We start from the raw sequence: 20,118 nt of genomic DNA on the forward strand, positions 1-20,118 counted from the left end.
GGACGGGACAACGTGAATGGCCATCATCGTCAACGTCGACAACTTCGTCCGGGCTGAAACGCATCGGATGTTCACGGACATCCAGCGTGCCGCGGGCGGCGTCGGGAGGTTCCGCCATAATCGGCAGCCGACATCGATCGACGAGCAGACCGTCATACGGATGAACCGGGATACGCTGTACAGCTTCGCTATCGTCGACTTGGCCGAGACGGCCTGGCTGTCGCTCCCAGACCCCGGTGGCCGGTATATGTCCGCAATGGTCGTGAATGAGGACCACTACATCAACGTGATCCTCCACGCGTCGGGGCGGCATCAGTTGACCCGACAGCGATGTGGGTCCCGCTACGTCCTGGTGGGCGTGCGTATCCTGGTCGATCCGTTGGACCCCGATGACGTCGCCGCCGTCGGCGCCCTCCAAGACCGCATCACGCTCGAGTCGAGTTCCGACGAGTTCGCCGCTCCGGAATACGACACAACCAGTCTCGACAAAACCCGCGACGCCCTCCTCGCGCTGGCGAGCGGCTTGACTTCCTTCGAGCGGACGTTCGGAAGTCCGGACGAGGTGGACCCCGTGCACCATCTGATCGGTACGGCCGCCGGGTGGGGAGGGCTGCCGACTTCCGAAGCCTCCTACGTCGGTGTCGACCCTGGGGTACCGCCCGGATCGTACGAGCTGACGTTCAAAGACGTTCCGGTGGACGCGTTCTGGTCCGTTTCGGTGTACAACGCCGCCGGCTTCTTCGAGCCGAACCCGCACGGACTTTATACGGTCAACAGCGTGACGGGGGTGCCGGGAGCGGACGGCTCGATCACCGTGCACTTCACAGCCGATCCCGGCGAGAACCCCCCAGCGAACTGCATCATCACACCCGAAGGATGGAATTACCTGGTTCGGTTGTATCGCCCGCGCGAGGAATTCTTCGCCGGCACGTGGACGCTGCCTTCGCTCTCGCCGATCAACGGGACTTAGAAGGGTTGTCGTGACAACCGTCGCGGCAGTAGCCGGCTATCGGTACGACGGCTGGAACGCCTCGGCGGGTTGGGCGAGGGCCAGCGCGGTGCCGGTGCCCAACGGTCCGTGCCGGTCGAACAGCGTCGCCGTGCCGGTGGCCACGCCCGCCGCGCCATAGTGGCTCATCGCCGCGAGGCCGAGGTATTCGCCGTCGGGGAGCCGGGCGGCGGTGACGGTGTAGTCGGCGTTGATGAAGCGCAAACCGCCTGTGCCCCAATGCGTCAGCGAGCTCGTGATGTCACCGACGAAGGCCAGGCGCACGAACGGTGTCAGCGGATAGCCGTGGACCATCGGACGGAAGATCCGCGTCCACGCGAACTTCTGGGACTTCCCCTGTTCCCACTCGGCCATCCCGGGGGTACCCCCCGAAACGTCGCCGCCATAGCTCCAGATGTGAAACGGCATTTCGGGCGGGAAGCCGGCGGAGTCGGTGGGCGGCGGCGGCATAGCCACCGGGGTCGACCACACCCGCGCGTCGGGATGCTCACCGCGGCGCAGAAAGAGCGCGCTAGCCCGCGCCACGACCTTTCCGTCCTGCAGCAGGGTGCCGTCGACAATTTTGATGCGCCGACCCTCCCGCTGTACCTCGGTCCGGATCTGCACCGGCTCCATCAGCGCCGGACGCAACAGGTCGACGGTCAGCCGGGCCGGTTGCAGGCCCGCATCGATGCCCGATTGCTCGATGCCCCACGCCAGGAGGCCGCCGACGTTCTGACCACCCATCACCGCACCCCACGGCCCCTGGGTGATCGCGGCCGGGAGATAGGAGTCGCCGTCGACGGCGAAGTACGCCTCGGGCATGATGGCGGAATCCTCGATCGTCATCGCTCACACCTTAGGACAGGAGGATCCCGCGCATGCCTCCGGTGATCGAAATACCGCGCGACCACAACCCATTCGCCACGACCGGTGTCACCCGAGACTCAGCCGGCGTTCCGCACTACGACGACCTGCCGGAGACGCTGCTGGACATGCTCGCCGAGCACGTCGACGCCCGGCCCGACAGCGAGGCCGTGGTCGAACTGGGCGCCGGCCGCCTGACCTACCGCCAGCTGTGGGATCGCGCGTCCCGCGTGGCGGGGGGCCTGCGCGAGGACGGCCTCAGACCGGGGGAGCGCGTCGCCGTGCGCTACCCGGCCGGGCTCGACTGGGTGCTGGCCTTCTGGGGCACCGTGATGGCGGGCGGCGTTGCGGTGGCGGTCAACACCCGCTCGGCGCAACCCGAGGTCGAGTTCGTGCTCAACGACTCAGGCGCCCACGTCGACCTCGCCCCCGACACGCCACTGCCGGACGGACAGCCTTACGTGACGGGGGAACTCGACCGCGACGACATCGCCGCGCTCTTCTACACCTCCGGCACCACCGGCCACCCGAAGGGCGTCCCCACGACCCACGAGGCGTTCCTGACGAACACCGAGAACGGGATCCGGTGCCTCGAGCAGCCCAGGGACCTGGGCGAGGGCATGCGCACGCTGATCTCCGTGCCGCTGTTCCACGTAACCGGCTGCAACTCACAGCTTCTCGCCGCGACACGCCTGGGGGGAGCGTCGGTGATCATGCCCGCGCTCAACCTCGACGAGCTGATCGCCACGCTTGCCGGCGAGCGGATCTCGGTGATGGTGACGGTGCCCGCCGTCTACGCGCTCTTGTTGCGGCACAAGGGACTACAAACGGTCGACGTCAGCGGCGTGCAGTGGGTGGGCTACGGCGGCGCGCCGATCGCCCCGTCGCTGGTTCAGTCGGTGAAGGACGCGTTTCCGCGCGCGACGGTGTTCAACGGCTACGGCATGACGGAGACCGCGTCGCTCATGACCGTGCTGCCCGACTCCGACGCCCTCGAGCACGCCGATTCCGTGGGATATGCGGTTCCTTCGGTGGATCTCGGCCTGGTGCCGTTCGGTGCCGACCGGTCCGAGGGCGAACTGGTGGTCCGCGGCGCCAATGTGACCGCCGGCTACTGGAATCGCCCCGAGTCGACGGCCGCCACCATCGTGGACGGCTGGCTGCACACCGGCGACGTCGTCCGCGTGGACGACGACGGTCGCGTGCACATCGTCGACCGGCTGAAGGACATCATCAACCGCGGCGGGGAGAACGTTTCGAGCGTCGAGGTCGAGGCGGTGCTGCTCGCGGCGCCCACCGTGGCCGACGCGTGCGTGCTGGCGGTTGCCGACGAGGTCATGGGCGAAAAGGTCGGCGCCGTATTGGTCGGCGACGCAGGAGAAGTCGACGTCGCCGCCGTGCTCGACCACTGCCGCGCCCGGCTTGCCGACTTCAAGGTTCCGCAGTACATCACCGTGGTAGACGAGTCGCTGCCGCGCAACGCCGGCGGCAAGCTGCTCAAGGGCAGGCTGCGCGAACAGGTTCGGTGGGGCGACCCGTTGCGATGACCCAGACCCTGCTCATCGCCAACCGCGGCGAGATCGCGCTCCGGATCATCCGGACCGCCATGGAACTGGGCATGGCGACGGTCGCGGTCTACGCCGAGGACGACGCGGACAGTCCCCACGTGCACGCGGCCGACGAAGCCGTCGGGCTTGCCGGTGCGGGCCCGAGGGCCTACCTCGAGGGCACGGCGCTGCTGACGGCCGCCGATAAATCCGGCGCCGGCCTGATTCATCCGGGCTACGGATTCCTCAGCGAGAATGCCGGCTTCGCCCGGGCGTGTGCCGCCGCCGGACGCACGTTCGTCGGGCCCGGCGCCGACGTCCTCGACCTGCTCGGCAACAAGTCCGCGGCGCGGGCCGCGGCGATCGCCGCCGGGGTCCCGGTGCTGCCCGCGACCGATGGTCCGAGCAGCGTGGCCGACATCCGGGCATTCTTCGCCGAGCACGGCGGTCCGTTGATGATCAAGGCCCTCGCCGGCGGCGGTGGCCGCGGGATGCGAAAAGTGTTGAGCGCCGAGGAGATCGACACCGCCTACCAGCGGTGCGCCGCGGAGGCGCGGCTGGGCTTCGGCGATCCGTCGCTCTTCGCCGAGGCCGCGCTGGGGGCCGCGCGGCACATCGAGGTGCAGGTGGTCGCCGCGCCGGCCGGGCACCAGACCCACGCCCTGGCCCTGGGGGACCGCGACTGCAGCGTGCAGCGGCGCTACCAGAAGATCGTCGAGATCGCGCCCGCGCAAGGGCTTTCCGACGCGCTGCGCCGCGGCCTGCACCAAGCCGCCGCCCGGCTGTGCGCCCGCGTCGGCCTGCGGGGCGTGGCGACCGTGGAATTCCTCGTCAGCGGAGACGAATTCGTCTTCCTCGAGGTCAATCCGCGCATCCAGGTCGAACACACCGTCACCGAGGAGACCACCGGGACCGACCTGGTGGCCGTCCAGCTGGCGATCGCGTGCGGCGCATCGTACTACCGGCTGGGGCTGCCGGCCGGAACCGCCTCGGACGGCACCGAGGTCATCGGCGAACCGGCCGCGCACCGGGGCATCGCCATTCAGGCCCGGGTCAACACGGAAACGTTCGCCGCCGACGGGTCGGTCGTGCCGGCGGCGGGCACGCTGACCGTGTTCTCCCCACCGGGCGGACCCGGCGTCAGGGTGGACACCTACGGAAGGCCCGGGCTGGCCACCAGCCCGCAGTACGACTCGCTGCTGGCCAAGGTCATCACCCATGTGCACGGTACGTCGTTCAGTGCGGCGGTCCGCAAGGCGCGCACCGCCCTGGGCGAGTTCGCCATCGAGGGTGTCGCCACCAACATTGCATTTCTCCGGGAGCTCCTGTCCGACAACAGGATTCAATCGGGATGGGTGACCACCGACTTCCTGGACGGCGCAATCGCGGAGTTCGCGTCCGCGGCCCTCTCCCACCAACACGACGTGCATGTCGCCACGGTCGAGCTCTACCCGGGCGAGGAGGTCCTGCGCGCCCACCTGGCGGGCACCGTCGTCGAGGTGGCGCCGGACGGCGCCGAGTTCGGCACCGGGGCACAGCTGGCGGTGCTCGAGGCGATGAAGATGCAGCACGTGCTGATCGCGCCCGCGGCGCTGCGCACGGTCCGTGCCCTGGTGAGGGTCGGCCAGGTGGTCGGCACCGGGGACCCGCTGCTGGTCTTCACCGGCACCGCCGACGGCGGCGACCGCGATTCGGCCTCGGCAGCCGTCGATCTCGACAAGCCCCGCGCCGACCTCGACGAGGTGCGGCACCGGCACCTGCTCACCCTCGACGAGGGCCGTGAGGCGACCGTCGCCAAGCGGCACGGGCGCGGCCGCCGAACCGCCCGCGAGAACATCGCCGACCTGGTCGACCCGGGAAGCTTCGTCGAATACGGCGCCCTGGCCATCGCGGCGCAGCGCAGCCGGCGCAGCGAAGAGGACCTGATCGCCAACACCCCGGCCGACGGCCTCGTCGCCGGCCTCGCGACGATCGGGGCGGAACGCTTCGGGCGGGCGGCGGCCGAGGTGGCCGTGCTGTCCTATGACTACACCGTGCTCGCCGGAACCCAGGGCATGCGCAACCATGCCAAGACCGACCGCGTCTTCGAGCTGGCGGCGCGAAGGCGCCTTCCGGTCGTGTTGTTCGCCGAGGGCGGCGGCGGCCGGCCCGGCGACACGGACGTCGGCGGCCACGCGGGCCTGGACGTGCCGACCTTTCGAATGCTGGCCGCGCTGAGCGGCACGGTGCCGCTGGTGTCGATCGTCTCGGGCCGGTGCTTCGCCGGCAACGCCGCGCTGGCCGGGGTGTGCGACGTGATCATCGCGACCCCGGACGCGAACATCGGCATGGGTGGCCCGGCGATGATCGAGGGCGGCGGGCTGGGCGTGTACCCCCCGGAGGCGATCGGCCCGATCGACGTGCAGCGGCGCAACGGCGTGGTGGGCCTGGTCGCCCGCGACGAGGCGCACGCGGTGTCGCTGGCCAAGCGGTACCTGTCCTACTTCCAGGGCCCGCTGGCCGAGTGGGAGGCGCCGGATCCGCGGATCGCCCGGCATGTCGTGCCGCAGAACAGGTTACGGGCCTACGACGTACATCGGGCCATCGAGTCGATCGTCGACGTGGGCTCCGCGTGCGAGCTGCGGCCCGACTACGGGGTCGGGATCGTCACCGCCCTCGTGCGCGTCGAGGGCGTGGCATACGGGCTGATCGCCAACAGCACCCACCATCTGGGCGGCGCAATCGACGCCGAGGCCGCCGACAAGGCCGGCGACTTCCTGGCCCTGTGCGAGTCGTTCGGCCTGCCGGTGATCTCGCTGTGCGACACCCCGGGCTTCATGGTCGGGCCAGACGCCGAAAAGGACGCGGCGGTGCGCCGATTCGGCCGCATGTTCGTGCTGGGCGCCCGGCTGACGGTGCCACTCGGCATGATCATCCTGCGCAAGGGATACGGGCTGGGCGCGATGGCAATGGCAGGCGGCTCGTTCCGCGCCCCGCAGTTCACGATCGCCTGGCCCACCGGCGAGATCGGCGGCATGGGTCTGGAAGGCGCTGTGCGCCTTGGGTTCAGCAAGGAACTGGCCGCCGTCGCCGACCCGGCCGAGCGACAGGAACTGTTCGACAAGCTGGTAGCGGCGGCCTACGAGCACGGCAAGGCGCTGCGATCCGCCACGACGTTCGAGCTCGACGACGTCATCGACCCGGCCGACTCCCGGGCCTGGATCACCAGGCTCGCCGGGGGATCGGGCGGCTAACCGTGGCCGCCGCCGCAGCCGACGCCGGGCAGGCAGGCCTGGCCGCCCGGCACGCCGCCGGGTCCCGCGTTCTGGCCCCCGGAGCCGCAGCCGACACCCGGGACGCAGCCCTGACCGCCCGGGCCGCCGCCGGGGCCGTTGTTCTGGCCGCCGGAGCCGCAGTTGCCGTTCCCGTCGCAGCCGCCGCCGCCCGGGTCGTCCTTGACGATGACATGCGTCGGCGCGCCCGCGCCCGGTGCGGCCGCGAAGGCGTCGGCCGGCGCGGCGGCGACCGCCGCGGCAACCGCCCCGCTCACCATGATCGATTTCATGAGGGTTAATTTCTTCGACATAGGCGCCGCGTACCACGCATCGACAGTCCAAAACATCTCGCCGCCCACCCAACGAAAGAGACGCCCACAGTGACCACATCGAAGACCCCACTGGACCTGACCGGACGGACCGCCATCATCACCGGCGCCTCGCGCGGCATCGGGCTGGCGATCGCGCAGCAACTGGCGGCCGCCGGCGCGGACGTGGTGCTCACCGCCCGCAAGCAGGAGGCCGCGGAAGCGGCCGCTGCGCAGGTCGGGCAGAAGGCGCTCGGCGTGGGTGCGCACGCCGTCGACGAGGACGCCGCGCGGCGCTGCGTCGACCTCACCCTCGAGACCTTCGGCCGCATCGACATCCTGATCAACAACGCCGGAACCAACCCGGCCTTCGGTCCGCTGATCGACCAGGACCACGCGCGTTTCACCAAAATCTTCGACGTCAACCTGTGGGCGCCGCTGATGTGGACGTCGCTCGCCGTCAAGTCGTGGATGGGCGAGCACGGCGGCTCGGTGGTCAACACCGCCTCCATCGGCGGCATGCACCAGTCGCCGGGCATGGGCATGTACAACGCCACCAAGGCCGCGCTGATCCACGTCACCAAGCAACTGGCCCTGGAACTTTCGCCGAAGATCCGGGTGAACGCGATCGCCCCCGGGGTGGTCCGCACCAGGCTGGCCGAGGCGCTGTGGAAGGACCACGAGGACCCGCTCGCGTCGACGATCGCGCTCGGCCGCATCGGCGAGCCGATCGACGTGGCGAACGCGGTCGCTTTCCTGGTTTCCGACGCCGCCAGCTGGATCACCGGCGAGACGCTGGTGATCGACGGCGGCACGGTGCTCGGCGCCGCGCAAGGCTTCCAGTCGCAACCCGGGGGCTCCCAATGACCCCCGACGACCTGGACGACCGCGTCAAGGCCCTGCTCGACGAGCACGACCCGGCCACCAGCGACCCGCGCGAATTCCTTGGGGCGCAATACGACGCGGGCCTGGCCTGGGTGCACCTGCCCGGGGGCTTCGGCGGCCTCGGCCTGCCCCGCAGCGCCCAGGAGCCGGTCGACGCGCACCTCGCCGCGGCGGGCGCCCCGGTGCGCGGGACCGTCAAGAACTTCATCGGGATGGGCATGGCGGCACCGACCATCGCGGCGTTCGGGACCGACGAGCAGAAGCGAAAGTTCCTGCGCCCCTTGTTCACCGGCGAGCAGGTGTATTGCCAGCTGTTCAGCGAGCCGGGCGCCGGATCCGACCTCGCCGGGGTCGCCACCCGCGCCGTGCGCGACGGTGACGACTGGATCGTCAACGGGCAGAAGGTGTGGACCTCGATGGCGCAGCACGCGCAGATGGCCATCCTGGTCGCCCGCACCGACCCGACCGTGCCGAAACACGCCGGGCTGACGTATTTCCTGTGCGACATGACCCAACCGGGCGTCGAGGTGCGCCCGCTGCGCCAGATCACCGGCGAGGCGGAGTTCAACGAGGTGTTCCTCACCGACGTCCGGGTGCCCGACGCCAACCGGCTGGGCCCCGAGGGCGGCGGCTGGCGCGTCGCGACCACCACGCTCAACAACGAGCGCGTCGCGATCGGCTCGCGCTCGGGCGCCCCGCGGGAGAGTGGGCACATCGGCAAGGTCGCCGACGCCTGGCGCGACGATCCGGGGCTGCGCAATCCCGCGATGCACGACGAGCTGATGCGGTTGTGGGTGGACGCCGAGGTGCTGCGCCTGGCGGGGGAGCGCCTGCGACAGCAGGCCAGCGCAGGCCAACCGGGGCCCGAGGGCGCCGGCATGAAGGTGGCGTTCGCCCGCCTGGCGCAGGCCATTTCGGGTTTTGAGATCGAGCTGCACGGTGAAGCGGGGCTGGCCTACGACGACTGGACCATGCGGCGCACCGAGGTGGTCGACCTGGTCGGGCGCGGGCCCGGCTATCGCTACCTGCGGGCGCGCGGCAACTCGATCGAGGGCGGCACCTCGGAGATCCTGCGCAACACGATCTCCGAGCGGATCCTCGGCCTGCCGGGCGAACACCGCGTCGACAAGGACGTCGCGTGGAAGGATCTGAAGGACCTGAACCGATGACCGACCTGCTGTACTCCGACACCGAGGACGCGCTGCGCGACAGCGTTCGCGAACTGTTCGCCGACCGCTGCCCGCCGGAGACCGTGGCACGGGCCTACGACCCGGAGCCGCAAGACTTTTCGGCGCTCTGGCGGACGCTCGCCGCCGAATTGGGCGTAGCCGGCCTGCTCGTTCCCGAGGGCCTCGGCGGCGCCGGTGCGGGGCCGCGCGAGACGGCGGTCGTCATGGAGGAGATCGGGCGGGCGGTCGCGCCGGTGCCCTTCCTGTCCAGCGCCGTCCTCGCGACCGTCGCGTTGCTGCGGGCCGGTGACACCGAGACCGTGCCCGCGCTGGCGCGCGGAGAGTTGACGGCGGCGCTGGTGGTGCCGCTGTCCGCCGCGCCGGGGGATTCCGTTGCGGCCGTGGCAATTAGCGCCGACGGGCTCGCCGGAACGGTCACCAGCGTTGCCGGCGCCGCGCAGGCCGACGTCCTGGTGGTGCCCGTCGCGGGAGCGGGCGGGCTCGAACTGCACACGGTCGCCGCCGACGGGGCCGGCGTGGAGATTTCGCCGCGGGTCGCGCTGGACATGACGAGACCCCTTGCCGACGTCAGCTTTTCGGGTGCGGCGTCCGCGCGGGTGGGGCCCGCCGGCGCCGCCATCGACGAGGCGCTCGAAACCGGGGCGGCCCTGCTCGCCTCGGAGCAGCTCGGGGTGGCCCGCTGGTGCTTCGACGCCACACTGTCATATGCCAAGCAGCGCAAGCAGTTCGGCCGGCTGATCGGCTCCTACCAGGCGATCAAGCACCGACTCGCCGACCTGTGGTTCGAGGTCGGCGCGGCCACCGCCGCCGCCCGGTACGCCGCCGACGCGTGCGCCCGCGGTGAGGACGTAGGCGTCGCGGCGGCCACCGCCCAGGCGTACTGCAGCGGGGCCGCGGTGCACGCCGCCGAGGAATGCGTGCAGCTGCACGGCGGCATCGGGATGACGTGGGAGTATCCGGCGCACCTGTACCTCAAGCGCGCCAAGAGCGACCAGCTGGCGCTGGGCAGCGCCTACCGCCACCGCTCGCGGCTGGGCGAGCTGGTCGGCTTGCCGCCGAGCTAGCCGACGCCGGTCCGGTGTCAGCGCGGTAACGCGGCGCCGAACAGGTCCCTCATCGCCGCCCAGTGCCGCTCGGCGGCGGCCGGGTTGTAGGGGCCGTTGTCCGGCACCGCGAACCCGTGGCCGGCCGAGTACCACTCGATCGTGTGGGTCACGCCGGCCGCGGTCAGCGCCTTCTCGAGCTGCTCGGCGTCGTCGGCCGTGAACGACGCGTCGTTCTCGGCGCCCCCCACGTAGACCGTGGCGCGCATGCGGTCGGCGAGCAGGTGCGGGCTGTCGTCGGTGTCGGTCACCAGGCCCCCGCCGTGGAACGACGCCGCGGCGGCGACGCGCTCCGGCACGCGGCCCGCGACCACCACCGACGTGCGGCCGCCCATGCAGTAGCCGCAGACGCCGAAACGGTCCCCCGAGACCTCGGGCCGCGACGCCAGATAGTCGAAGAACGCGCCCGCGTCGGACGCCATCTTGTCCGGCGTGATGCTGCCGATCATCGAGAACAGCCGGTTGCGCTCCTTGGCGTCGCCGAACACGGTCGCCATGTCGAAGGGCGCCCAGTCGCCGCTGCGGTAGTACACGTCGGGAAGCAACACCGCGTACCCGAATCCGGCCAGCTTGGCGGCCATCTGGTCGAACGTGTCGCGCGTCCCGCCGGCGTCGACGTACATGACTACCCCGGGCCACGGCCCGGACCCCTCGGGGGTGAACAGGCCGACGGGGCAGGTGCCGTCGGGGGTGGTGATGGTGTCGGTGATCTTCGGCATGGCACCCGTTCTACTCCCGCCCTGAAAAGCTAAGCTGACCGCGTGCCGATCGCCACCCCCTACGAGGACCTGCTGCGCCTGGTGCTCGAGCGCGGCACCGCCAAATCCGATCGCACCGGCACCGGCACCCGCAGCCTGTTCGGCCAGCAGATCCGCTACGATCTGTCGGCCGGCTTTCCGCTGCTGACCACCAAGAAGGTGCACTTCAAATCGGTGGTCTACGAGTTGCTGTGGTTTCTGCGTGGCGACTCCAACGTCGGCTGGCTGCACGAGCACGGCGTCACCATCTGGGACGAATGGGCAAGTCCCACAGGCGATCTCGGCCCGGTCTACGGAGTGCAATGGCGGTCGTGGCCCACGCCCTCGGGCGAGCATGTCGACCAGATCAGCGCGGCACTGGAGTTGCTGCGCACCGACCCGGACTCGCGGCGCATCATCGTCTCGGCGTGGAACGTCGGCGACATTCCTCGGATGGCGCTGCCGCCGTGCCACGCGTTCTTCCAGTTCTATGTCGCCGACGGGCGCCTGAGCTGCCAGCTCTATCAGCGCAGCGCCGACCTGTTCCTCGGCGTGCCGTTCAACATCGCCAGCTACGCGCTGCTCACCCACATGATGGCCGACCAGGCGGGCCTCGGGGTCGGCGAGTTCGTGTGGACCGGAGGCGACTGCCACATCTACGACAACCACGTCGAGCAGGTGCGCCTGCAGCTGGCCCGCGAGGCCCGGCCGTACCCCGAACTCGTTCTGGCGCAGCGGGATTCGATCTTCGACTACACGTACGAAGATGTCGTCGTCAAGAATTACGACCCGCACCCGGCCATCAAAGCGCCCGTCGCTGTATGACGTCTTCTTCGTCCGTGGGCCTGGTCTGGGCTCAGTCGACCTCCGGTGTCATCGGTCGCGGCGGTGACATCCCGTGGCGGGTGCCCGAGGACCTGGTCCGCTTCAAGCAGGTGACCATGGGACACACGGTCGTGATGGGCCGGCGCACCTGGGAGTCGTTGCCGGCGCCGGTGCGGCCGCTGCCGGGCCGCCGCAACGTCGTCCTGTCCCGGCGGCCCGACTTCGCGGCCGACGGGGCCGAGGTGATGGGCTCGCTCGAGGACGCCCTGACCGACCCGGACACGTGGATCATCGGCGGCGAGCAGGTCTACGCGCTCGGGCTGCCGCACGCCACCCGGTGCGAGGTCACCGAGGTCGAGATCGACCTGCCGCGCGACGACGACGACGCGCTGGCGCCGGTCCTCGACGAGACGTGGATCGGCGAGACGGGCGAGTGGCAGATCAGCCGCTCTGGCCTGCGGTATCGCTTCCACAGCTACGTTCGGCCGTGAGCGCCTTGCCCCCAAGCTGACATACTCGGACGCGGGGGGTCGGTCACACCGGGTCTACCAGGCGTTTGCAAGAAGGGGGGAAAATTGACAGGGATAACCGAACCCGCGAAGACGTTTTCGCGCACGTTCAGGGGCTACGAACCAGCGGCGGTCGACGCCCACATCGAGGTGTTGACGACCAAACAGCAGCTGCTCATCGACGACGTCGAGAGTCTGCGGGCCCGCTTGAAGGCGGCCGGCGACGAAGCGGCCGCGCTGCGCAAGGAGGTTGCGGTCCTCACCGACACCTCGCCCGCGCCCCACGCGATGCAACAGCGGATGGCCAAGATGCTGCGGCGCGCGGTCGACGAGGTGTCGGCCATGCAGGCCGAGGCGCGCGCCGAAGCAGAGGCGCTGATCGCCGAGGCCGAGGCCGAGGCGGAGGCCGCCCGGCAGAAACACGAAGAGCAGATGGCCGATCTGGCCGCGCGGCGCGAAGCCGTGGAGGCCGAATTCGAGGAGAAGAAGAAGCGCCTCGAGGCCGAGCTGGCCCGCATGCGCGCGGAAACCGAGGCGGCGATCGACGAGTCGTGGCGCGACGCCAAGCGCGAGGCCGACCACTACCGGGCGCAGGCGCGGCGTGCGGCCGACGAGGCCAGCGAGCAGCGCATCCGGATCCTCGAGCAGCTGACGGGGGTGTACCGCGACCTGGAACCGGTTCCCGACGCCCTCGAGGCGGCGTACCGGGAACACCGCAACTCGCCCGAGGCCGACGTCGTGGTGCCGCTCGGGGAAAAGGTCAGCACCGGGTAAGCCCGCGGAAGGTGGCCCGGCGCCCGGTATTCTCGGCGCCGTGTCGCTCCCCAGCCGTCGGCTATCCGCCGCGCAGGCGCGGCGAATAGCCGTTGCGGCACAAGGCTTTACCGAACCGCGGCCGCGCGGCCCGGTCACCCGCGCGCACCTGAGCAGGCTGATCTCCAGAGTCCATGTGCTGCAACTGGATTCGGTGTCGGTCGCGGTGCGCGCCCACTACGCGCCGGTGTTCAGCCGGCTCGGGCCCTACGACCGCGACGTGCTGGACCGTGCCGCCTGGGGGCCGCGCCCGTCGCGGCTGTTGGCCGAATATTGGGCGCACGAGGCCGCGCTGATGTCCGTCGACGACTGGCCCCTGCTGCGGTGGCGCATGCGCCAGTACCGGCACGGCCGCTGGCGCACCCACGTCGTCAAGGAGAACCCCCGGCTCGCCGAGGACGTCGGCGCGGCCGTCGCCGAGTTGGGGCCCAGCACGGCCGGCCAGATCGAGGCGTACCTCGAGAGGGGGTCGCCCCGCCGCAAGGGCGCCTGGTGGAACCGCACCGACACCAAGTGGGTGGCCGAGGCGCTCTTCGCGGCTGGGGTGCTCACCACCGCCACCCGGGTGGGCTTCGCGCGGCACTACGACCTGGTGGAACGCGTGCTGCCGGCGAGCGTGCTCGCCCGGGAGGTCGACGACGACGATGCCGTCCGCGAGCTCGCGCTGCGCGCCGCCACCGCCCTGGGCGTCGCCACGGAGGCCGACATCCGCGATTACTTCCGGCTCGCGGCCGCCCAGGTCAAGCCGGCGCTCGCCCGTCTGGTGGCCGACGGTGAGATCGAGCGGGTCGAGGTGGACGGCTGGCCCGCGCCGGCGTACCTGCACGCCGGCCGCGCCGTGCCGCGCCGCGACGGCGGGACCGCGCTGCTGTGCCCGTTCGATCCGCTGATCTTCTTCCGGCCCCGCGTCGAGCGGCTGTTCGGGTTCCACTACCGCATCGAGATCTACACCCCGGCCGCCCAGCGGCGGTACGGGTACTACGTGTGGCCGTTCCTGCTCGACGGCAACCTGGTCGCGCGGGTGGACCTCAAGGCGGACCGGGCGGCCGGCACGCTTCGGGTGGTCGGCGCCTTCGCCGAGCCGGACGTGCCGCGGGCTACGGTCGCCGCGGCGCTGAACACGCAGCTCGAGTCGATGGCGGGATGGCTGGGACTCGGCCGGATCGATGTGTCGGACCGTGGCGATCTGGCCGGGGAGCTGGCCGCGGCCCCACGATCGCCGGGCTAGGCCGATTGCCCGCCTCCTCCTCGCGCCACTGCGTGGCGCGCATCGTCGCCGGGCTAGGCCGATTGCCCGCCTCCTCCTCGCGCCACTGCGTGGCGCGCATCGTCGCCGGGCTAGGCCGATTGCCCGCCTCCTCCTCGCGCCACTGCGTGGCGCGCATCGTCGCCGGGCTAAGGTGAGCGCCGTGGCCCAGACCGCGCCGCTGCGCGTCCAAATGATCGCCAGGACCGAGTTTCTGGCCCCGCCGGAGGTCCCGTGGGCCACCGACGCCGACGGCGGTTCCGCGCTGGTCGAGTTCGCCGGCCGCGCCTGCTACCAGAGCTGGTCGAAGCCCAACCCCAGGACCGCGACCAATGCCGGCTACATCAAGCACATCATCGACGTCGGCCACTTCTCGGTGCTCGAGCATGCGAGCGTGTCGTTTTACATCACCGGCATCTCGCGGTCGTGCACACACGAGCTGATCCGGCACCGGCACTTCTCCTACTCGCAGCTTTCGCAGCGGTACGTACCGGAGGACGACTCGCACATCGTCGTCCCGCCCGGCATGGACGACGATCCCGAGCTGCGGCAGATCCTGGCCGCGGCCGCCGACGCCAGCCGCGCCACCTACACCGACCTACTGGCCAGGCTGGAAGCCAAATTCGCCGACCAGCCGAACGCGATCCTGCGGCGCAAGCAGGCCCGCCAGGCCGCCCGCGCCGTCCTGCCCAACGCCACCGAGACCCGCATCGTCGTGACCGGGAATTACCGGGCGTGGCGGCATTTCATCGCGATGCGGGCCAGTGAGCACGCCGACGTCGAGATCCGCCGGCTGGCCATCGAGTGCCTGCGCCAGCTGGCCGGCGTGGCACCTGCGGTGTTCGCCGACTTCGAGGTGGTCACCCTGGCCGACGGCACCGAGGTCGCCACGAGCCCGCTCGCCACCGAAGCCTGAGCCTGAGCCGTGAGGGTGCGCGGTTGTACGCTTCGCCGCGGCGTGTCGCGGACAAACACGCACCTTCGCGCCGCTGACAAATGGCCTTGCCGTGGCCAGGTAACCTGAAGACCGTGAGCACCGTCGGATTCGACGCCCCGGCACGGCTGGGGACCCTCCTCACCGCGATGGTGACGCCCTTCCGACCCGACGGCACCCTCGACACCGGCGCGGCGGCGCGGTTGGCGAACCACCTGGTGGACGCCGGCTGCGACGGGCTGGTCATCTCGGGAACCACCGGCGAATCGCCGACCACCACCGACGACGAGAAGCGCGACCTGTTGCGCGCCGTACTCGAGGCCGTGGGGGACCGGGCCCGGATCGTGGCGGGCGCCGGCACCTATGACACCGCTCACAGCGTTCGGCTGGCCAAGGCCGCCGCCGCCGAGGGAGCCCACGGGCTCCTGGTGGTAACGCCGTACTACTCGAAGCCCCCGCAGTCCGGGCTGCTCGCGCACTTCACGGCCGTCGCCGACGCGACCGAGCTGCCCATCCTCCTCTACGACATCCCGCCGCGATCGGTGATCCCGATCCAGTCCGAGACCGTCCGGGCGCTGGCCGTGCACCCCAACATCGTCGGGATCAAGGACGCCAAGGGCGACCTGCACGCCGGGGGGCAGTTGATGGCCGAAACGGGGCTGGCCTTCTACTCGGGCGACGACGCGCTGAACCTGCCCTGGCTCGCCATGGGCGCCACCGGCTTCATCAGCGTGATCTCCCACCTGGCGGCGAGTCAGCTGCGAGAGCTGTTGTCCGCGTTCGGTTCCGGAGACGTCGACACCGCCCGCAAGATCAATCACAACCTCGCCCCGCTCTGCAACGCGATGGCCCGGCTCGGCGGGGTGACGCTGTCCAAGGCAGGGCTGCGCCTGCAGGGCTTCGACGCGGGCGAACCGCGCCTGCCCCAAATGCCGGCCACCGCAGAACAACTCGACGAGCTTGCCGCCGACATGCGCGCCGCGTCAGTGCTCCGGTGAGCCGCGCGTGAACGAAGACCTCACCCCACCAGGTCCCTTGTCCCCGGGTGGGTTGCGGGTCACCGCGTTGGGTGGCATCAACGAAATCGGCCGCAACATGACCGTTTTCGAGCACCTCGGCCGCTTGCTCATCATCGACTGCGGGGTGATGTTCCCCACCCACGACGAGCCCGGCGTCGACCTGATCCTGCCCGACCTGCGCCACATCGAAGATCGGCTCGAGGACATCGAGGCGCTGGTCCTGACGCACGCACACGAGGACCACATCGGCGCGATTCCGTTCCTGCTCAAGCTGCGGCCCGACATCCCGGTCGTCGGCTCGAAGTTCACGCTCGCGCTGGTCGCCGCGAAATGCCGCGAGCACCGCATCAAGCCGGCGTTCGTCGAGGTCGCCGAGGGACAGCGCAGCACCCACGGCGTCTTCCAGTGCGAATACTTCGCCGTCAACCACTCGATCCCCGACGCGCTGGCCATCGCGGTGCACACCGGGGCGGGCACCGTCCTGCACACCGGCGACATCAAGCTCGACCAGCTCCCGCCCGACGGCCGGCCCACCGACCTGCCCGGCATGTCGCGGCTCGGCGACGCCGGCGTCGACCTGTTCCTGTGCGACTCCACCAACGCCGAGATCCCCGGCGTCGGCCCGTCGGAGAGCGAGGTGGGGCCCACCCTGCACCGGCTGATCCGCGGCGCCGACGGCCGCGTCATCGTCGCGTGCTTCGCCTCCAACGTGGACCGCGTTCAGCAGATCATCGATGCGGCAGTCGCATTGGGGCGGCGCGTGTCGTTCGTGGGGCGGTCCATGGTGCGCAACATGGCGATCGCCCGGGAGCTGGGCTTCCTGCGGGTCGACGACTCCGACGTGATCGACATCGCCGCGGCCGAGATGATGGCGCCCGAGCGGGTGGTGCTGATCACCACCGGCACCCAGGGTGAGCCGATGTCGGCGCTGTCGCGGATGTCGCGCGGCGAGCACCGCAGTATCACGCTCACCGCGAACGACCTGGTGGTCCTCTCGTCGTCGCTGATACCCGGCAACGAGGAGGCGGTGTACGGCGTCATCGACTCGCTGGCGAAGATCGGGGCCCGAGTGGTCACCAATCAACAAGTGCGCGTTCATGTCTCGGGTCACGCGTACGCCGGTGAGCTGCTGTTCCTCTACAACGGGGTGCGGCCGCGCAACGTGATGCCAGTGCACGGAACCTGGCGGATGCTGCGGGCCAACGCCAAGCTCGCGGCCCGCGCCGGGGTGCCCGAGGAGTCGATCGTGCTGGCCGAGAACGGCGTCAGCGTCGACCTGATGGCCGGACGGGCCGCCATCGCGGGCGCGGTGCCGGTCGGCAAGATGTTCGTCGACGGGCTGATCACCGGCGACGTCGGTGACATCACGCTGGGGGAGCGCCTCATCCTGTCGTCGGGCTTCGTCGCGGTGACCGTCGTCGTCGGCCGCGGCACGGGACGCCCGGTCGCGGTGCCACACCTGTACTCCCGTGGGTTCTCCGAAGATCCCAAGGCGCTCGAGCCGGCGGTGCGCAAGGTGGAGGCGGAACTGGAAGCGCTGCTGGCCGAGCACATCACCGACCCGGCCCGCATCGCGCAGGCGGTGCGCCGCACGGTGGGCAAGTGGGTGGGGGAGACCTACCGCCGCCAGCCGATGATCGTGCCGACGGTCATCGAGGTCTAGCGCTTCGGCGGCTCGCCATCGCGAAACGTGAACTGCTGCGGAGTTTTTCGGCGTGTCGCCGCAACCGTTTACGTGTCGTGGCGGCGAGGCCCGGTGCCCCGCCGCTATACCTTCTCCGCGTAGGCCGACCACTCGATCTGTGACGCCTTGAGCCTGCGGCCGGTCGGCTCGACGTAGCGCCGGACCAGGTCGTCGGGCCCCGCCTGTTCCACCAGCCGCCAGCCGTACGGGGCGAGGAAATCCGCCACCTCGTCGGGCTGCAGGCCGAAGTGCCACAGCTGGCGGCGCTGCCGGACGCTGCGGTACAGCGTCCGGGTGCCGTACCGATTGGTGCCGTCGATGAAATCCCGGCGCACGTAGGTGAACACCAGCCGGCTGCCCGGCGCGGCGGCGCGCAGGCCCTCCAGCGTTCGGCGGACGGTCTGCTCGCTGAGGTACTGGGTCACGCCCTCGCAGATGAAGAAGGCCCGGTAGTCGGTGTGGTAACCGTGCTCCGCCAGCGCCGTGAGCAGGTCGTCGCGCTCCAGGTCCAGGGCCACCAGGCGCACCGACAGCGGCGGCCCGCCCAGCACCCGGCGGACCGTCTGCAGCTTGCGCGCGATGTTGACGGGCAGGTCGACCTCGAAGACGGGGATGCGGACCTGCCGCGTCAGCAGGTAGGGGCGGGTGTCCAGGCCGGCGCCGAGGATGACGACGGCGTCGACGTCACCGAGCGCGCCGGCGAGCTTGTCGCCGATGAACCGCTTGCGGCAGGCCAGGTTGACCCACAGCCCGCGGCCGGACCACTCCGATCCCCGGATCATCAACCGGCGCAGGGGCCCCGAGCGGGTGGCGGTGACGAGCCACCGCAGCGGGGTCGGCAGGAACAACGCGGCGAGGTCGTCGTCCAGCAACCGGCGGTCGGGCGGCTCGTTCTGCTCGACGGCCGTCAGCACGATCGGGCCGAAGGCGGTCTGCGCCACAAGGTTTCGCGCCATGAATGGCTACTTGTTCAGGAAGCCGGCGTCGACGGGCAGCGTGACGCCGGTGATATAGCGGGCCTGGTCAGACACCAGCCACGCCACCGCGTTGGCGATGTCCTCGGCCTGCAACACCTCCACCGGCAGGGCGTTGCCCATGGCCCCCGGCGTGTCCGTCGACGCGGCCATCTTGGCCAGCCACTCCCGGGTGAACTCGTTGTTGATCATCGGCGTTTCCACGCCCGTCGGATGAATCGAGTTGACCCGGATGTTCTGACCGGCAAGCAGATTGGCGTATACCCGCATCAACCCGACCACCCCGTGCTTGGCGGCGGCGTAGCCGACCGAACCGGCGTCCGGGCTGCCCACGCCGGCGAGCCCGGCGGCCGAGCTGATCAGCACGATCGATCCGCCGGTGCCCTGTTTGACCATGGTCGGTATCGAGGCCTTGATCGTGTTGTAGACACCGGTCAGGTTGACGTCGATGACGTCGCGCCAGCCGTCGTCGCCGGACTGCATGGGAGCGATGCCGGCGTTGGCCACCACGATGTCCAGCCGGCCGAACTCGTCGAGGCCCGCCTTCAGCGCGGCGGACAGCGATCCCCGGTCGCGGACGTCGCCCTGCTTGGCGACGATCCGGGCGCCCGTGTCCTCGACCAGCTTGACGGTGGCGGCCAGGTCGTCAGCGGTGGCCAAGGGGTACGGCACGCTGGCGATCTGTTCGCACAGGTCGACCGCGATGATGTCGGCGCCATCGGAGGCAAGACGAACGGCGTGCGCGCGGCCCTGGCCGCGCGCGGCCCCCGTGATGAACGCGACCCGGCCCTCGAGCGGCCCCCCCGTCACGGGCGCAGCTGGCCCTTGTCGGGGTCGCCGGCCGGGACCGGCTGCAGCATCTTGATGTCCGGCGCCCCCGCCAGGTGCTCGCCTGCCGCGCTGAACATCTTGCCGATCGCCGGGGCTGTGCTGTGGGCCTTGAGGGCCTCCTCGTCGGCCCACTGCTCGACGAACACGAAGGTCTCACCCGTCTGGTGCAGCGAGTACAGCTGGCAGCCGGGCTCGTCGTGCACCTCTTGCACCGCGGTGGTCAGGATGTCGCGGACGGTGTCGACCGATTCGGGCTTGACGGTCATGGTGGCGACGACGACGACGGGCATGCTGGGGCCTCCTGGGGTTTCGGGGTGGGTGACGCGCATGACTTTCGTCACCGCCTGTCACCCTACTCACGCCTCGGGGAGGGTGGACCCGCGATATCGGCGCGTTACCAGTGT

At 70.5% G+C, this 20,118-nt stretch carries 19 protein-coding genes; 13 read left to right on the forward strand and 6 right to left on the reverse strand.

Annotation, left to right across the window (positions count from 1 at the left end):
* The first annotated feature begins 16 nt into the window (after positions 1 to 16).
* Complete coding sequence (locus GPY60_RS20845) at positions 17 to 970, forward strand: DUF1214 domain-containing protein (RefSeq protein WP_156689596.1); 954 nt, start codon at positions 17 to 19, stop codon at positions 968 to 970.
* 36 nt (positions 971 to 1,006) lie between these two features.
* Here the strand turns inward: GPY60_RS20845 and GPY60_RS20850 are convergent, their stop codons facing one another.
* On the reverse strand, positions 1,007 to 1,837 hold the full coding sequence (locus GPY60_RS20850) for a thioesterase family protein (RefSeq protein ID WP_156689597.1): 831 nt from the start codon (positions 1,835 to 1,837) through the stop codon (positions 1,007 to 1,009).
* 32 nt (positions 1,838 to 1,869) lie between these two features.
* On the opposite strand from GPY60_RS20850, the gene GPY60_RS20855 reads away from it, so the two are divergent.
* On the forward strand, positions 1,870 to 3,402 hold the full coding sequence (locus tag GPY60_RS20855; RefSeq protein WP_197283771.1) for a class I adenylate-forming enzyme family protein: 1,533 nt from the start codon (positions 1,870 to 1,872) through the stop codon (positions 3,400 to 3,402).
* Positions 3,399 to 6,635, forward strand: coding sequence for an acetyl-CoA carboxylase family protein (locus tag GPY60_RS20860; protein ID WP_156689598.1), 3,237 nt, complete (start codon positions 3,399 to 3,401; stop codon positions 6,633 to 6,635). The genes GPY60_RS20855 and GPY60_RS20860 overlap by 4 nt, the downstream gene beginning before the upstream one ends.
* Here the strand turns inward: GPY60_RS20860 and GPY60_RS20865 are convergent.
* Positions 6,632 to 6,946: a PE-PGRS family protein gene (locus tag GPY60_RS20865; protein ID WP_156689599.1), complete on the reverse strand. Its 315-nt coding sequence runs from the start codon at positions 6,944 to 6,946 to the stop codon at positions 6,632 to 6,634. The two genes, GPY60_RS20860 and GPY60_RS20865, sit on opposite strands and share 4 nt — an antisense overlap.
* Positions 6,947 to 7,036: 90 nt before the next feature.
* Here GPY60_RS20865 and GPY60_RS20870 point away from each other — a divergent pair, with 90 nt between their 5' ends.
* Genes GPY60_RS20870 through GPY60_RS20880 form a run of 3 tightly spaced genes read left to right on the forward strand, consistent with a single transcriptional unit; the run spans position 7,037 to position 10,103 of the window.
* Positions 7,037 to 7,831: an SDR family oxidoreductase gene (locus GPY60_RS20870; RefSeq protein WP_370462784.1), complete on the forward strand. Its 795-nt coding sequence runs from the start codon at positions 7,037 to 7,039 to the stop codon at positions 7,829 to 7,831.
* A complete protein-coding gene (locus GPY60_RS20875; RefSeq protein ID WP_156689600.1) occupies positions 7,828 to 9,018 on the forward strand; it encodes an acyl-CoA dehydrogenase family protein in 1,191 nt (396 codons plus the stop codon). The genes GPY60_RS20870 and GPY60_RS20875 overlap by 4 nt, the downstream gene beginning before the upstream one ends.
* The gene (locus GPY60_RS20880; RefSeq protein ID WP_156689601.1) at positions 9,015 to 10,103 is read left to right on the forward strand and encodes an acyl-CoA dehydrogenase family protein; all 1,089 of its coding nucleotides are present in this window, start codon (positions 9,015 to 9,017) and stop codon (positions 10,101 to 10,103) included. Before GPY60_RS20875 ends, GPY60_RS20880 begins: the two co-directional genes overlap by 4 nt.
* A gap of 17 nt (positions 10,104 to 10,120) precedes the next feature.
* Here GPY60_RS20880 and GPY60_RS20885 read toward each other — a convergent pair whose 3' ends face one another.
* On the reverse strand, positions 10,121 to 10,861 hold the full coding sequence (locus GPY60_RS20885; protein WP_156689602.1) for a dienelactone hydrolase family protein: 741 nt from the start codon (positions 10,859 to 10,861) through the stop codon (positions 10,121 to 10,123).
* Between the two features lie 42 nt (positions 10,862 to 10,903).
* Here GPY60_RS20885 and GPY60_RS20890 point away from each other — a divergent pair, with 42 nt between their 5' ends.
* The 7 genes from GPY60_RS20890 to GPY60_RS20920 all read left to right on the forward strand — a co-directional run bounded on the left by GPY60_RS20890 (position 10,904) and on the right by GPY60_RS20920 (position 17,888).
* Positions 10,904 to 11,704, forward strand: coding sequence for a thymidylate synthase (locus GPY60_RS20890; RefSeq protein ID WP_156689603.1), 801 nt, complete (start codon positions 10,904 to 10,906; stop codon positions 11,702 to 11,704).
* Positions 11,701 to 12,195 (forward strand): dihydrofolate reductase, encoded by a 495-nt coding sequence (locus tag GPY60_RS20895; RefSeq protein WP_156689604.1) that lies wholly within the window; start codon positions 11,701 to 11,703, stop codon positions 12,193 to 12,195. Before GPY60_RS20890 ends, GPY60_RS20895 begins: the two co-directional genes overlap by 4 nt.
* Before the next feature lie 84 nt (positions 12,196 to 12,279).
* Positions 12,280 to 12,987 (forward strand): DivIVA domain-containing protein, encoded by a 708-nt coding sequence (locus GPY60_RS20900; protein WP_156689605.1) that lies wholly within the window; start codon positions 12,280 to 12,282, stop codon positions 12,985 to 12,987.
* A 40-nt stretch (positions 12,988 to 13,027) separates the two neighbouring features.
* The gene (locus tag GPY60_RS20905; RefSeq protein WP_156689606.1) at positions 13,028 to 14,254 is read left to right on the forward strand and encodes a winged helix-turn-helix domain-containing protein; all 1,227 of its coding nucleotides are present in this window, start codon (positions 13,028 to 13,030) and stop codon (positions 14,252 to 14,254) included.
* A 181-nt stretch (positions 14,255 to 14,435) separates the two neighbouring features.
* Entirely contained in the window at positions 14,436 to 15,188 is a 753-nt protein-coding gene (thyX, locus tag GPY60_RS20910; RefSeq protein ID WP_156689607.1) for an FAD-dependent thymidylate synthase, read from the forward strand.
* Between the two features lie 113 nt (positions 15,189 to 15,301).
* A complete protein-coding gene (gene dapA / locus GPY60_RS20915; RefSeq protein ID WP_156689608.1) occupies positions 15,302 to 16,204 on the forward strand; it encodes a 4-hydroxy-tetrahydrodipicolinate synthase in 903 nt (300 codons plus the stop codon).
* 7 nt (positions 16,205 to 16,211) lie between these two features.
* Complete coding sequence (locus tag GPY60_RS20920; protein ID WP_156689609.1) at positions 16,212 to 17,888, forward strand: ribonuclease J; 1,677 nt, start codon at positions 16,212 to 16,214, stop codon at positions 17,886 to 17,888.
* 104 nt (positions 17,889 to 17,992) lie between these two features.
* Here GPY60_RS20920 and GPY60_RS20925 read toward each other — a convergent pair whose 3' ends face one another.
* Genes GPY60_RS20925 through GPY60_RS20935 form a run of 3 tightly spaced genes read right to left on the reverse strand, consistent with a single transcriptional unit; the run spans position 17,993 to position 20,004 of the window.
* Positions 17,993 to 18,865 carry an SAM-dependent methyltransferase gene (locus tag GPY60_RS20925; protein WP_156689610.1) on the reverse strand — a complete coding sequence of 291 codons (873 nt, stop codon included), beginning with the start codon at positions 18,863 to 18,865 and terminating at the stop codon, positions 17,993 to 17,995.
* Between the two features lie 6 nt (positions 18,866 to 18,871).
* A complete protein-coding gene (locus GPY60_RS20930) occupies positions 18,872 to 19,693 on the reverse strand; it encodes a mycofactocin-coupled SDR family oxidoreductase (RefSeq protein WP_156689611.1) in 822 nt (273 codons plus the stop codon).
* Positions 19,690 to 20,004: a putative quinol monooxygenase gene (locus GPY60_RS20935; protein WP_156689623.1), complete on the reverse strand. Its 315-nt coding sequence runs from the start codon at positions 20,002 to 20,004 to the stop codon at positions 19,690 to 19,692. The genes GPY60_RS20930 and GPY60_RS20935 overlap by 4 nt, the downstream gene beginning before the upstream one ends.
* Positions 20,005 to 20,118: the final 114 nt, after the last annotated feature.

This window comes from Mycobacterium sp. Marseille-P9652, from assembly GCF_902652685.1.
Lineage (GTDB): Bacteria > Actinomycetota > Actinomycetes > Mycobacteriales > Mycobacteriaceae > Mycobacterium.